Source organism: Sphaerospermopsis torques-reginae ITEP-024 (assembly GCF_019598945.1).
Lineage (GTDB): Bacteria > Cyanobacteriota > Cyanobacteriia > Cyanobacteriales > Nostocaceae > Sphaerospermopsis.
Map to the genome: position 1 here is coordinate 3,631,767 of NZ_CP080598.1, position 13,216 is coordinate 3,644,982.

Sequence of the window (13,216 nt, forward strand, 5' to 3'; positions counted from 1 at the left end):
AAAAATAACAGTAGAATACATTAAACATCGTATAATTAGCATGAATACTAGCTTGTCAAATCCGTATAACTTCTTACCTCGTTTTTACAAACTGGCATTAACGAACATTTTTTCTAGTATTGTTGTGCCATTGTCAGGTTTAATAGACTTAGCTTTTCTCGGACATTTACCGGACATCCGTTACTTAGCAGGAGTTTCCTTAGCGACAATTATCTTTAGCTATTTATACAAAGTTTTGAATTTCTTACGCTCCTCTAGTAATGGGATGACAGCACAAGCTGTAGGAGCAAATAATTCAGAAGGCATACTATTAGTTTTACTACGAAATGGTCTGATCGCTTTAGGTGTCGGTTTACTCATTTTGATTCTTCAATATCCTATACAACTACTAGGGTTTAACTTCTTAGTAGGTGCAACCGAAGTCAAAAATGCTGGACTTGACTATTTCCAGGCTCGCATTTGGGGCGCACCTGCGGTTCTACTCAATTTTGTCCTAGTCGGTTGGTTTTTTGGCCGGGAAATGAATGGTTTTGTAGTGCTATTGTCTGTGATAGAAGGTCTAACTAATATAGTGCTGGACTACTTCTTTATTATTCGCTGGGGTTGGGGAAGTACCGGCGCTGGCCTAACTACAGCAATGAGTCAATATTTAGCATTGTTCGTAGGTTTGATAATCGCGTCTTTTCATATTGACTGGTCATTCATATCAACAGTCAGCCAAAAAATTTTAGATTTGCCAGCTATCAAAGCTATTTTTAAACTCAATGGCAATATGTTGATTAAAAATTTGGCTGTAATTTCTACATTCTCTCTTTTTACTGAATTAGGTTCAGCAATGGGAACAGATATACTAGCCAGAAATAGTGTATTACTTCAGGCAGCAATTCTTAATATGTTTATTATTCAAGGCGTAGGATATGCTACCCAAAGTTTAACCGGAAACTTTAAAGGTCAGGGAGCTTCGGAGCAGTTAAAACCTCTGCTGACAACTGGTTTTATCAGCAGCATATTCCTTTCCGTTCCTGTCGCTATTTTATATATTGTCTTTCCAGAACCTATATTTGGGCTGTTAACTAACCACAATGAAATTACTGAAAGTATGGTTAATTATTTATTCTGGTTATTACCTTTTCAGGGATTTTGTGCAGTTAATATTATCTTAGAAGGGTATTTTATCGGGTTAACTGAAGGGGGAATTTTACGTAACTCTGCCATAGTTTCCTTGATAATTGCTTTTTTACCTATAGCGATCGCTGCTGGGTATTTTCATAACAACCATTTGTTGTGGTTGGCTTTAGTTTTATCTCAAATAGCCAGCGTCATAGTATTTGGAGTACGATTAATAGAAGAATGGTTGAATAATTATTCCTCTTCTACAAGCGTTCAAAATTAAGATAATCATCTTTTTTATAGCTATATAACATCTTTACTTATAGCTATAAAAGATGATATGCGATTAAATTTACAATAGCTATCAGCCATCAGTAACCATCTGTCAGTAATTAGCGTCACCTATAGATAAATTCGTTTCTGTAACAATTAGTTTAGATGTAATCAAATTTCAATGAATTTTAAAAAAATTTAATTTTAAGCTTTGTGAAGTCCTGATGATTTGATAAATTGTTAAAATTTTCTGTCTATTGCATGAAAATGCGAGCTTTCTGCTAAAAATATTCTATACAAATTTTTTTTAAAAGCCAGTAATGAAATTAACTCGTGAGCAAGTACAGGAATACGAAAATCAAGGATTTTTGTTCATTCCACAATATTTTTCTCAAGCAGTAGTTTCGGCACTCCGTGCTAACATTCCAGAGTTGATTGCTGATGAAGCAGTGGGGAGAGTTTGGGAAGCAGATAATAAAACTTTACGAACTCTCTACGGAGTGCATCTGACAAATAAAGTATTTAATGCTTTAGTCCGACACCCACTTTTATTAGAACCTGCACAACAACTCTTTGCTTCGGAATTATATGTTTTTCGCAGTAAAATTGTGATGAAACCAGCTTTCACTGGTGGAATGTGGGAGTGGCATCAAGACTCTGCATTTGCTCAATATTATGAAGAAATTCCTTCTCCAAAGGGAGGAAATGTCATCATTTTTTTGGATGAAGTTAACGAGTTCAACGGTCCTGTTTACTATATAAACGGTTCTCATCAACAAGGTTTGATAGCTCTTGAACAGGAAGTATCAACAACTCCCTCTTTGACAAAAGACTACTTATTGAACAAAGCTAAAGAACGGATTTCTTCCTTGGTAGATCAGGGAGGAATTGTAGCACCAAAAGGTCCAGCAGGTTCAGTTTTATTTGTACACTACGATACCTGGCATGGTTCTGTGGGTAATATTTCTCCTTTTGACCGGCGGAACTTGGTTCTTACTTACAGCAGTGTCGAAGAAACCGCCCTTCCTCACAAAGAAAGACCAGCATTTTTATCAGATCCTGATCGCACTCCATTGACTGTTCTCAGTACAGAGGCAGTTGATTCTTTATTTGCTGGCTAAAAAATTAACATCCTCAAAAATTCAATTGACTTTTATAGCAAGCTACTGAACTGTTGATTTAAGAAAATTGTTATGAAAATACTCGGAATTTCTGCTTACTATCATGACAGTGCAGCAGCGTTAATCATAGATGGGGAAATAATTGCAGCCGCTCAAGAAGAACGTTTCTCAAGGAAAAAGCATGATGCGAGATTTCCCAGAGAGGCGATCGCCTACTGTCTGCAAGAAGCTGTGATCACAGTTGAAGACTTGGACTATGTAGTTTTTTACGAAAAGCCTTTTATTACCTTTGAACGTTTATTAGAAACCTACTTAGCCTATGCTCCTCAAGGTATAAAGTCTTTTTTTGCTGCTATTCCTGTATGGCTCAAAGAAAAACTTTATCTCAAATCAGTGCTAAAAACCGAGTTAGCTAAACTAGGTAAAAGCGATCGCTCTCTACTTCCTACCCTACTCTTCACCGAACACCATCAAGCTCACGCCGCTTCAGCCTTTTTTCCTAGTCCCTTTCAACAAGCAGCCGTAATTTGTCTAGATGCTGTGGGTGAATGGGCTAGTACCTCAGTTTGGTTAGGTAAGGATCATCAACTGATTCCCCAATGGGAAATTAACTTTCCTCACTCTCTAGGGATGTTGTATTCAGCCTTTACATACTACACAGGCTTTAAAGTTAACTCTGGAGAGTACAAACTCATGGGATTAGCCTCCTACGGCTGTCCCAAATATGCTGATTTGATTCTGGAACATCTGTTGGATCTCAAACCAGATGGCACATTCCGCCTCAATATGGATTATTTCAACTACGCTGTGGGATTAACCATGACTAACGAAAAATTCCATCAGCTATTTGGTAGTCCACCACGTCAACCAGAAAGCCTGTTAACGCAACGAGAAATGGATATTGCGGCTTCCATTCAGAAAGTCACGGAAGAAGTAGTATTACGGTTGGCGAAAAAAGTACATCAAGAATTAAAAACGGATTACTTGTGCCTCGCTGGTGGTGTAGCACTCAACTGTGTGGCCAATGGTAGATTGTTACGAGAAGGTCTGTTTCAAGATATTTGGATTCAACCAGCCGCCGGAGATGCTGGTGGTGCAGTGGGAGCAGCTTTAGCCGTTTGGCATCAATACCAAAACCAGCCGCGCAATAATCATGGTCAGGACAAAATGCGTGGTTGTTATCTTGGTCCCCAGTTTACAGAAACAGAAATTCGTAATTATCTTGACCAAATTGGAGCTAAATATCAGCACTTACAAGACCAGGAATTAATGACTAGCGTTGCAGAAATTCTCGCCCAAGAAAATGTTGTAGGATGGTTTCAAGGTCGCATGGAATTCGGTCCTCGTGCTTTAGGTAATCGTTCGATTATTGGCGACCCCCGTAGCTCGTCTATGCAATCGGTAATGAACTTGAAAATTAAATATCGTGAATCTTTCCGTCCTTTTGCTCCTTCTGTCTTAAAAGAACGAGTTTCTGATTATTTTGATTTAACCCATTCCAGTCCTTATATGTTATTAGTCGCAGATGTCAAAGAACATCTACGCTTACCTCTGACACCTGAACAACAGCAACTATTTGGGATAGAAAAGCTCAAAATCCGTCGTTCAACGATTCCCGCCATTACTCATGTCGATTACTCAGCGCGGGTGCAAACAGTGCATGAAGAAACTAATCACCGCTACTTTCAATTAATTAGTAATTTTGAACAAAAAACTGGTTGTGGTCTTTTGGTCAATACATCTTTTAATGTGCGCGGAGAACCGATTGTTTGTACTCCAGCAGATGCTTATAGGTGCTTTATGCGAACAGAGATGGATTATTTAGTCTTGGAAAATTTCCTACTAGCTAAATCAGAACAACCACCAGAAATAAAAGATAATTTACAACAAAAAGAAAAAGAAGTAGAAGTAGAAGTAGAAGTAGATGAACACGCAACCCAAGAAATACGTAAATTTGGCTTACTTACTGGTGTAGGAATTGCCCTACCACTAGGTTTAATTTGGCCTCTGATTAAACATGAGAGTCTGCCGTTATTACCTTGGATAGTTGCTAGTATATTATGGTTTTTGGCAGTCCTGAAACCAAAACTACTCCAGCCCATTCAGCAACTTGTAAAAACAATTGGTTCAACATTTGGTTGGCTCAACACACGCTTAATTCTGGGTTTTGTCTTTTATTTTTTATTAACGCCAATTGGTTTAATGATGCGTTTATTCAAACGTGATCCAATGATGCGAAAACTTGTAAGTGAGCAGGAGAGTTATGCTATTCCAAATCAAAACAAACCAATTGACAATATGAGGAATCCTTTTTAGGTGAAAAATCAATGAAAATTAATGCACGAATAATTGCCATAAATCTTGCTCTAACACTGCTGTTTATTTTTATTCTCAATTTTTGTAGCAATTTAGGACTATTTCTTTTTCAAGAATTTAATAATTATCTAGTATCAGATTCCAAGGTTGGCTTGCCTGAATTTTTGCAGAATCAGGAATCAACTAAGGTAATTTATCAAGAATTTGCTCAAATTCCTAGTCAATATAAACCCTTTATTGGTTGGTCAAGAAAGCCATTCCAAGGAGTAACAACTAATATTGACGCAAATGGCGATCGCATTCACACTAATCAAGTTTCTAACGGTAATCTAGACAAATCTGTCTATTTTTTTGGTGGTTCTACAATGTGGGGTTCGGGAGTAAAGGATCAAGAAACAATCCCCGCTTTATTCAATGCAGTTTCAGGATTTCCTACTTTTAATAAAGGGGAAAGAGCTTTTACATCTCGTCAGGAATTAGCTAGGTTTATCAATCTAATTGCCCAAAATGAGAAAATTCAAACAGCAGTTTTCTATGATGGAGCTAATGATATTGCTGTTCATTGTAGAAGTGAACTTAATGTTAACGAACATCTGATGACTCAGAAAATTAGAAAATTATTAGTAGCCAATAGTAAAAACAGCTATCAGCAATTTATCAACTATTTAGATGTAGCCTTTATTCAGGGAACCAGAAATCTTGTGAGTGTTTTGGTTCTCAAGCCTCAAAATTATCAGGAAAAATTGCTAGTTTGTGATGAACAACAAGATAGAGCTATCAAAGTGGCTGAAACTATGGTTAACAATTGGAAAATAGCTCATGATATTGCTACTGCAAGGGGGATTAATTTTTTTGCTATACTTCAACCTGTAGCTTTTATTGGGACACCAAAACTCAACCATTTAAAAGAAGTTGATGTCTATGAAAATTACGGGATCGATCTTCAATATAAAACTGTATATCCCCTAATTCAAAAAATCATCAAAGAACGCGGTTATCAATGGATTATTGACTATACAGACATATTTTCCATTGATGAACCTGTCTATATGGATTTTGTTCATGTCTTTGCTAATGGCAATCAGATAATTGCCAAACAGCTTTATCAAGATATCCAGTCTTATTTATCAAAATAGAGTGTAAATAAACGGTGCGATCGCTGATGATTGTGCAAACGCAATTAACGCACTCACCAGTAGAAGAGTGACAATTACAGGAACTAGGAGATAATTTTGACGCTGCTGAACAAATCCCCACAAATCTTTCACGAAATCTTTAGTAGTCTCAAACATAAGAACTGCAACTCCTATTTTTAAATTCTATCTTTAAATTCTAAGATTTTATCCACTGCCTTCTGAGTACCACCAGCGTTGATTAAAGAATTACCTAATATCTCAACGTTACTGCGAATTTGTTCATTTTGCATGACATCTTTCACAAGCGATCGCAATTTATTGGGTGCAATATTTTTCTGTTTTACCCATATTCCTGCACCTAATTGTTCTAGTTGATAAGCAACTAAATATTGATCTCCTCCTTGGGGAAATACAATCATCGGAACTTTATTAATTAATCCTTCCCAAACACTATTTGTACCTCCATGCGTGATAAATACCTGAGCGTGTTGTAGGATTTGCATTTGGGGTACATAATTGCTGATAATAAAGTTAGCTGGAATTTTTCCTAATTGAGTAATATCAACAGATTTACCTACATTCCTGTCCTGGTTGATAGCGAACAAATTGCTTCTTACTTTAGAGAACAGGGATATCAAACATTTTTTTTTGATGATTATGATTTTGCGACTCAACAAATAGTATTTGCTGTAATTTCAGATTTCTCTTATCATGATCGTCTTATACAAATATCTAATGAATCTGAAAGTACCCTTGTCCATCTACTAGCAGTGAGATACGATTCTCATCTAGAATCAATTGCATATTCATTTGCACAAATTCTTGCTTGTAATATCACACAAGCATTAGAATTGACAGCTAAAGCTTATGATCAGATTGCTGAAGTAGAAGATAAATTATATTTATCTGATGATAGAGGCAGTAAACTAAATTGTTTCTTATCGGAAAATTTAGAAGTTATCAACACAGAAGATGAACTAGAACCAGGATGGTTTTACTCAATTTCGGAAATATTAGAAAGCGGAATAGTCAATATTCAAAGTGATAAATCAAGCTTTTCAGTAGATGGTACTTTCTTTTTTGATGGTATCATCTATGCTTGTGCAAATCAGCAAGTGAAAGAAAGTAACCAAGACTTGTTGAATTATCTACTAAAAAAAGTAGCATCTAGCCAAGAAAAATATATTGACATAGAAGATAACAGTATCATCCGCCTAGTTTTGGATGGTAGAGATGAAACTTCCATCTTACTAGACATGAATTACAGCCTAGAACGCAACCTGAGTTGTACAGAAATAGGCTTTGGCTGTAATACAATAATTGCCCAAAATATTAACTGGCAGATAAATTCAATTATGAATCAAGGAGTACATGGAATGCACATAGGAATTGGTATGGCACAAAAGTCTCCTTATATTGATTTTATTTCTCAAAGCATTAAACTATAGATATTTGGTAAGCATTCAGCTATCAGTAATCAGTAATCAGCTTATAACGGCAAAAACAAAGATTTAGCAGCATTAATTGAGGAATTTTACACTTTGAGCATTTGTGAGCATTTGTGAGCATTGTTTGTATTTTAGCCTTGAAAGCTGATAGCTGATAGCTGACGGCCGAATACCCACATCTCTCCTTCTCTTCCTCTCTTCCTTCGTGTCCTTCGTGCCTTCGTGGTTCATTCATCTAAACTTATACAATACATAGATAAATCCATATTTCTCTGCGTCGCGCCAGTCGCCTCAAGTCGGGAAACCCGCCCACGGCGCTGTCTCCCCAACGCACTGGCTTCTCTGCGCCTCTGCGGTTCGTTTTCAAAAAACCCCCATTTTTCGGTAAAATCACACACAGCCTAACTACAAAACCGCCAAAATGACAAACTTACCAGATCCTAATATTTGGTCAAACCTACTCAAACAATTATTAGAACACCAATCATTAACCCGCACCCAAGCAGCAGAACTGATGCAAGGATGGATCAACGAAACCATCCCCCCAGAACTATCAGGAGCAATATTAACAGCACTGCACTTTAAAGGAGTTTCTGCCGAAGAACTCACAGGAATGGCAGAAATATTAAAATCTTTATCTGTTCAAACTACACACGACAACAGCCAAAACCCCATCCCCCTAGTTGACACCTGTGGCACTGGTGGAGACGGTGCATCAACCTTTAACATCTCCACCGCCGTCGCCTTTGTCACTGCTGCTGCGGGTATACCAGTCGCTAAACATGGCAGCCGTTCCGCCTCTAGCTTAACCGGTAGCGCCGACGTTTTAGAAGCTTTAGGAGTCAATCTCAACGCGCCCAGCGAAAAAGTACAAGCAGCAGTCAAAGAAGTGGGAATAACCTTTTTATTTGCCCCTGGATGGCATCCCGCACTAAAAGCCGTTGCACCACTGCGGAGAAACTTAAAAGTGCGGACAGTATTTAACTTACTCGGACCATTAGTAAACCCCATGCGCCCCACAGGGCAAGTAATAGGCGTATTTGATCCCAAACTGATCGAAACCATCGCCCAAGCATTAAACCATTTGGGAACAGATAAAGCGATCGTATTGCATGGTAGAGAAAAATTAGATGAAGCCGGGTTAGGGGATGTAACCGATTTGGCAGTTTTATCTGATGGTAAAGTACAGTTAACCACAGTCAACCCGGAAGCAGCAGGAGTAACACCAGCACCCATTACAGCCTTAAAAGGTGGGAATGTCCAAGAAAACGCCGAAATTTTAACCAACGTCCTTAAAGGAAAGGGAACTTCAGCCCAACAGGATGCAGTGGCGCTAAATGCTTCTTTAGCGTTGCAAGTAGCCGGTGCAGTTCCCTTATTAAATCATGCTCAAGGTGTGACAGTAGCTAAGGAAATTCTACAAAGCGGTAGTCCCTGGAAAAAGTTGGAACAGTTAGTTGAATTTCTGAAGAATTAGATTCTTCTGAGTGGTGTTGGGGACGAAATTCTACAACATTACGTTTGATGGTAACGTCATAATTACCAAAAAAGTCATGTCCTAACAATCCCGTTTCCAGTTCTTCACCAGCGATCGCCACAGCAACTTGACTAACCTTTACCCCACCCACTTCCATAGAATCGAGATAGCCAACTGGAAACTCCACACCCTTAGCACTCACAGTATTAGCTTTAGCAATAGCCACAGGCACAACACCTAAAGCCTGAGCGACATCTTGAGTAATTACAGAACCACTAGCGCCAGTATCCACAATCATCTCAAAACGCTGCCTACCATTAAAGGTAACTTCCACAATGGGAGTGCCACCAACTCGTCGTTTAATTGGTGCTATGAACACCAGATTAGTGTGGACTGTAGTTTCCGCAGCCGGGAAAATCGGATCTGGAGGGGGTAGAGGTTGTACCTTGGCAACAGGAGTAGGAGTTGAATAACGTTGTATTTTGGGTTTTGGTTGAGGAACAGCCACAACTACCTGTTGATCAGATGCTACGGGAGATGTTAACCTACTGGGGTTAGCTTTTTGTTTAGCTAATTTAATTTGACCCTGGTATTCAGCAATTTTTCTTTGAGCAAAAGGAAAATTAGGACTGTCTCGCCGCACCTGTTTCAAGAGAGCGATCGCATCCTCAAACCTACTCGCCACCAAATGCCAATCATCTGGAGACTGAGCAGATTTACTGATATTCACAGCACCAGTAGCTTTATCCAGTGCCAATTCTAAAGGACTGGTTTGTGTACTTTGTTCTACTTTTGGTTTTGGTTTGGCTGATAATGAAGCTGGTTGCTTCATTGGCGGCTGTATCGCTGCCAAATTACCAACAGGTATAGATGGCTGACTATCACCAACCCCCGTTGTCTGTTTGTTGTCACTACAGGCAACATTCAAAACCGCCAGACTACCGGAAAAAAAAATTAGGGCTGCGCGGGATAAAAAAGACTCAAGCATAGTTCCTTTCAGGTTAACCGCCCTGGCTCTCTCCAAGTGTAGCGCCCCCACAGAATTAAAGATGCTTCAGATTTAATCATTTAAAAATCAAAGTTTTTCATAGTAGTTTTTGTATTTTTGTATACATATATTTAATTTTTTGTAAAGGATTGTATAATAATTACAGGAACTTTCTTGCTTTCCGATGAATATTTAAATATTATTTCTGGCATCGCCAGACTTTGCGAGGATTCATATCCTCATATTTAAAGTGTCATTATTCTACAAGTAGAGGTATTACCTGTGTCTAGCGCAGTTTTAATTGATTTTGAGCAAATTTATCAAGTTCGAGGTAACAAGGTTAGTTCTGCTGCCAAATTTGATGATCTTGCTTCATATTTTAAAAAAGCGTCTAGGGAGATAAAGGCTCAGTGGAGCAATTTTTCTTCTGAACAACGTGATGCTTTAGGAGATTTCGCATACTCTTTAATTGAGCCAACGGAAGAATTTACAGGGTTTTTGGATATTCTCAAAGCCAAAATTTATTTGCTTTTTTTGAATCTTACCTCCCAAAGAGAATCTTATGATGCTTGTATTGATGCTATTGATTTCTTAGTTGATACAATTCTTGATTGTATTGAGCAAGATAATCCCAGCTATCAGGCTGTTTTATCTGATACTTTAGAGGAATTGCGTTTAAATTACGAACATATTCCCGAAGTAAAGCCGGAGGATAGTAGTGCCTGGTTGCGAAACATATTCGATAAGGCCATTGCCGAAGTTTGAGCTTAGTCTTGTTAAGCTTGTGAAAACTCACTACAAAAAAAACAAAAGAGCTAGAGATTCATTTGAGACTTTGATACAAAAGTATAGAGAGACTCTTGCAAAAGATCCGCTTTTTGATGACTCAGATAGCGAGAATTTTCCTAAAGGTGCTTACAAACCAGATTTTGAATTTAGAAAAATTCGGTTTTCAATGCCTGAACTTCAAGGTGCTTCCCGTAGAGGCCGATTTATGTATGTTGTTCATCAAGCTTCTTGCTCTGTTTATCCCATCTGGGTTTATACACACGAAGAATACCCTAAAAGACCTAGCGATCAGGACTTGAAAGAGCAACTGGCAATTATAGAAATGAATATTGTGGATGTAGAGTCTCCACCTTCATAAACCATGAGAAAATATACTTTTGTAGTCTTATAAAGAACTAAATTTAAATATAGAAGAGAGAAAACCTCTTCTGGCTCCCATTAGCAATTACCAGTTACTTATGTCTTTATCTGATGCAATACCCGCTTTACTTGTCTTAGCAGATGGAACAGCTTATCGTGGTTGGTCCTTCGGCGCTATGGGAACCACTGTCGGCGAAGTGGTGTTTAACACTGGCATGACTGGATATCAAGAAGTATTAACCGATCCTAGTTATACAGGTCAAATTGTTATTTTTACATATCCCGAATTAGGAAATACAGGGGTTAATGCCGAAGATGAGGAATCAACAAAACCTCATGTCAAAGGTGCGATCGCTCGCAATATCTGTCAAAAGCCAAGTAACTGGCGCTCTACCCAATCTTTACCAGACTACCTGAAACAATACCAAATCCCCGGTATTTTCGGTATCGACACCCGCGCCCTCACCCGCAAAATTCGGATGTATGGCGCGATGAATGGTGGTATCTCTACATCAATTCTGGATGAAACTGAATTATTAGAACTGGTGCAAGCTGCTCCCAACATGGCAGGATTAAATCTGGTGCGGGAAGTCACCACCCCAGAAGTTTATGAATGGTCCGAAACTACTACAGAAGTTTGGGAATTTAACCCAGAATCCGTAGCTAAGATTGAGGAAACGTTCACAGTCGTTGCTTTAGACTTTGGCGTAAAACGCAATATCTTGCGGCGGTTGGCTAGTTATGGCTGTCGCGTGATTGTTGTTCCAGCCAATACACCCGCAGCGGAAATCCTCAAATATAATCCAGATGGGATTTTCCTCTCCAACGGACCCGGTGATCCAGCAGCAGTGACAGAAGGCATTAGCACCGTTAAAGCACTGCTAGAAAGTCAAAAGCCCATGTTTGGTATTTGTATGGGACACCAAATTTTGGGTCATGCTTTGGGTGCAGAAACCTTTAAACTAAAATTTGGGCATCGTGGTTTAAATCAACCTGCGGGTTTACAACAACGGGTAGAAATCACCAGCCAAAACCACAGTTTTGCTATTGATCCGGATTCATTACCATCAGCATTGGTAGAGGTTAGTCATCTGAACTTAAATGATCGCACTGTTGCAGGGGTACGTCACAAGTCTCTACCTGTATTTTCTGTACAGTATCACCCAGAGGCTAGTCCAGGACCCCACGATGCTGATTACTTATTTGAGCAATTTGTGCTAGAAATGCAAACAGCACGTCAAACAGCGATCGCTTAAGTTAATCAACAATAAAAATGGGTAATTGGTAATGGGTAATTGGTAATGGGTAATTGGTAATGGGTAATTGGTAATGGGTAATTCAATTTTGGATTTTGGATTTTGGATTTTGGATTGTTTTTGTCAATTCCAATCTAAAATCTAAAATCTAAAATCTAAAATTTTCTTCCCCAGTCCCCAGTCACCAGTCACCAATCACCAGTCACCAACCTAGACAAGATAAGTCAAAACCATCTATACTTGAGCGTTTACTTTCAGTCAAGAGGACGAGGAGGGAGTTATTGCTGAACCACTGAATCTAACCGTAAGCCTGAGAGGTACTCGCGAAGTCCGGGATAGCTGCCAGCTATTCCGCCTCACAGGTCTGTTAGATGCTTTTTCTGAACCTACATTTCGCAAGGTACTGTCTGGAAAGATTGATGAAGGTCCAAAGCACATAATTCTGGATCTCTCACAAATCGACTTTGTTGATAGCTCTGGTTTGGGTGCGCTGGTACAACTAGCCAAGCAAGCTCAAACCGCCGAAGGCACTTTCCAAATTGTCACCAATGCCCGCGTTACTCAAACGGTCAAGCTTGTTCGCTTAGAAAAGTTTCTCGCCCTACAAACTACAGTTGATGCGGCTCTAGAAAACATCAAGTCGTCTTGATTGCTTGACCACAAAAAATCAATTTAGCTATCCCGATGAGCAGTAGGAAGGTGAGGAAGTTGAAGAAAATATGAAGAATATATTAATTCTCCATCTTCCTCATCTTTCCCAACTCCCCAAAATACCCAAAAGACCTATCTTTTCACAATCACCAATCTCCCCAATTAGGAATTTATATAGTTTTAAGTAATATTTGTTAGTGTTGAATATGCTCGGTGTGCTATGATGGCATACTGCACAAAAAATAAATGTTCGTAAAGATAATCTTCCCAATATTAGTAGGTCAAGGAATG

General features: G+C 38.8%; 13 protein-coding genes. 10 read left to right on the forward strand and 3 right to left on the reverse strand.

The features are described from left to right. Nucleotides 1–40 precede the first annotated feature (40 nt). From gntT to K2F26_RS16915, 4 genes are all read left to right on the forward strand, one after another. Entirely contained in the window at nt 41–1,393 is a 1,353-nt protein-coding gene (gntT, locus tag K2F26_RS16900) for a guanitoxin biosynthesis MATE family efflux transporter GntT (RefSeq protein ID WP_220608726.1), read from the forward strand. A gap of 310 nt (nt 1,394–1,703) precedes the next feature. Beyond that, on the forward strand, nt 1,704–2,504 hold the full coding sequence (locus K2F26_RS16905; RefSeq protein ID WP_220608727.1) for a phytanoyl-CoA dioxygenase family protein: 801 nt from the start codon (nt 1,704–1,706) through the stop codon (nt 2,502–2,504). A 72-nt stretch (nt 2,505–2,576) separates the two neighbouring features. Then, entirely contained in the window at nt 2,577–4,820 is a 2,244-nt protein-coding gene (locus K2F26_RS16910; RefSeq protein ID WP_220608728.1) for an SxtJ family membrane protein, read from the forward strand. Nucleotides 4,821–4,831: 11 nt separating this feature from the next. Then, a complete protein-coding gene (locus tag K2F26_RS16915; protein WP_220608729.1) occupies nt 4,832–5,956 on the forward strand; it encodes an SGNH/GDSL hydrolase family protein in 1,125 nt (374 codons plus the stop codon). Here the strand turns inward: K2F26_RS16915 and K2F26_RS16920 are convergent. Both K2F26_RS16920 and K2F26_RS16925 read right to left on the reverse strand, forming a co-directional pair. Then, on the reverse strand, nt 5,948–6,112 hold the full coding sequence (locus K2F26_RS16920; protein WP_194055578.1) for a DUF5989 family protein: 165 nt from the start codon (nt 6,110–6,112) through the stop codon (nt 5,948–5,950). The two genes, K2F26_RS16915 and K2F26_RS16920, sit on opposite strands and share 9 nt — an antisense overlap. A gap of 20 nt (nt 6,113–6,132) precedes the next feature. Beyond that, complete coding sequence (locus tag K2F26_RS16925; protein WP_367890308.1) at nt 6,133–6,594, reverse strand: nucleotide disphospho-sugar-binding domain-containing protein; 462 nt, start codon at nt 6,592–6,594, stop codon at nt 6,133–6,135. Between K2F26_RS16925 and K2F26_RS16930 the strand changes: the two genes are divergently transcribed. Together K2F26_RS16930 and trpD are read left to right on the forward strand one after the other, a co-directional pair. After that, nucleotides 6,508–7,404, forward strand: coding sequence for a CgnE/CgnB domain-containing protein (locus K2F26_RS16930; RefSeq protein WP_246605631.1), 897 nt, complete (start codon nt 6,508–6,510; stop codon nt 7,402–7,404). The two genes, K2F26_RS16925 and K2F26_RS16930, sit on opposite strands and share 87 nt — an antisense overlap. Before the next feature lie 421 nt (nt 7,405–7,825). Beyond that, nucleotides 7,826–8,881 (forward strand): anthranilate phosphoribosyltransferase, encoded by a 1,056-nt coding sequence (gene trpD / locus K2F26_RS16935; RefSeq protein WP_220608732.1) that lies wholly within the window; start codon nt 7,826–7,828, stop codon nt 8,879–8,881. On the opposite strand, the gene K2F26_RS16940 is transcribed toward trpD, so the two are convergent. Next, entirely contained in the window at nt 8,811–9,869 is a 1,059-nt protein-coding gene (locus K2F26_RS16940) for a retropepsin-like aspartic protease family protein (RefSeq protein ID WP_220608733.1), read from the reverse strand. The two genes, trpD and K2F26_RS16940, sit on opposite strands and share 71 nt — an antisense overlap. A 282-nt stretch (nt 9,870–10,151) precedes the next feature. On the opposite strand from K2F26_RS16940, the gene K2F26_RS16945 reads away from it, so the two are divergent. The 4 genes from K2F26_RS16945 to K2F26_RS16960 all read left to right on the forward strand — a co-directional run bounded on the left by K2F26_RS16945 (nt 10,152) and on the right by K2F26_RS16960 (nt 12,923). After that, on the forward strand, nt 10,152–10,634 hold the full coding sequence (locus tag K2F26_RS16945) for a hypothetical protein (protein ID WP_220608734.1): 483 nt from the start codon (nt 10,152–10,154) through the stop codon (nt 10,632–10,634). Between the two features lie 19 nt (nt 10,635–10,653). Further along, on the forward strand, nt 10,654–11,016 hold the full coding sequence (locus tag K2F26_RS16950; protein WP_246605400.1) for a hypothetical protein: 363 nt from the start codon (nt 10,654–10,656) through the stop codon (nt 11,014–11,016). A gap of 100 nt (nt 11,017–11,116) precedes the next feature. Then, nucleotides 11,117–12,274, forward strand: a complete 1,158-nt coding sequence (gene carA / locus K2F26_RS16955) for a glutamine-hydrolyzing carbamoyl-phosphate synthase small subunit (protein WP_220608735.1) — start codon at nt 11,117–11,119, stop codon at nt 12,272–12,274. A 292-nt stretch (nt 12,275–12,566) separates the two neighbouring features. Continuing rightward, nucleotides 12,567–12,923, forward strand: coding sequence for an STAS domain-containing protein (locus tag K2F26_RS16960; RefSeq protein ID WP_190347592.1), 357 nt, complete (start codon nt 12,567–12,569; stop codon nt 12,921–12,923). Nucleotides 12,924–13,216: the final 293 nt, after the last annotated feature.

Coding starts and splice junctions, on each gene's coding strand:
- gntT (WP_220608726.1), top strand. CDS start 41: ATGAATACTAGCTTGTCAAATCCGTATAACTTCTTACCTCGTTTTTAC.
- K2F26_RS16905 (WP_220608727.1), top strand. CDS start 1,704: ATGAAATTAACTCGTGAGCAAGTACAGGAATACGAAAATCAAGGATTT.
- K2F26_RS16910 (WP_220608728.1), top strand. CDS start 2,577: ATGAAAATACTCGGAATTTCTGCTTACTATCATGACAGTGCAGCAGCG.
- K2F26_RS16915 (WP_220608729.1), top strand. CDS start 4,832: ATGAAAATTAATGCACGAATAATTGCCATAAATCTTGCTCTAACACTG.
- K2F26_RS16920 (WP_194055578.1), bottom strand. CDS start 6,112: ATGTTTGAGACTACTAAAGATTTCGTGAAAGATTTGTGGGGATTTGTT.
- trpD (WP_220608732.1), top strand. CDS start 7,826: ATGACAAACTTACCAGATCCTAATATTTGGTCAAACCTACTCAAACAA.
- K2F26_RS16940 (WP_220608733.1), bottom strand. CDS start 9,869: ATGCTTGAGTCTTTTTTATCCCGCGCAGCCCTAATTTTTTTTTCCGGT.
- carA (WP_220608735.1), top strand. CDS start 11,117: ATGTCTTTATCTGATGCAATACCCGCTTTACTTGTCTTAGCAGATGGA.